At 36.8% G+C, this 487-nt stretch carries 1 protein-coding gene; it reads right to left on the bottom strand.

Annotation, left to right across the window (positions count from 1 at the left end; all coding sequences use genetic code 11):
* Positions 1-487 (bottom strand): flagellin hook IN motif-containing protein (locus H2280_RS08505; RefSeq protein ID WP_337216267.1); only part of this gene is annotated, 487 nt, incomplete at both ends.

The raw sequence follows: 487 nt of genomic DNA, 5'->3' as shown, positions 1-487 counted from the left end.
TCAGCTGAAGTAAGAACTAAACGTCCATTTTCATCCCTAGAAGCTGTAACACCTGTGGTATCTTTAACCGCATTGATCGCAGAAACTAAAGATCCATTTTCATCGCCATCGCTATAATCAACTTTACCAATAGTTACTCCATTAATCGCAAAGTCTGCAGATGTTGAATCACCTTTAATTGCATAAGCTCCTATAGTTCTAACATCATAACTAGCTCTAACGCCTGTTTTATCAGCGTTTCTATTGATCTCCTCAGCCAAAGCTCCAAGACCTGTTCCTACTGAAGTTGAGATTACAACGCTTTGAAATTTAAAATCTTCAATGCCATTGTAATTTTTGATTGTAAGTCCTACAACCCCTGAAGTAAAACTTTGAGAACCTGTTTCAAATCTTGTCACACCTATTTTTGAAGACTGAGTAGCACCAATAGTCGCTTTTACTGTTTGATTTGAACTTGAACCAATTTGAAACTCTTGATTGGTAAAAC

The sequence above is a fragment of the Campylobacter sp. 2457A genome (genome assembly GCF_020135895.1).
Taxonomy (GTDB): domain Bacteria; phylum Campylobacterota; class Campylobacteria; order Campylobacterales; family Campylobacteraceae; genus Campylobacter_D; species Campylobacter_D taeniopygiae.
This window is presented reverse-complemented; position numbering and strand designations above follow the sequence as displayed.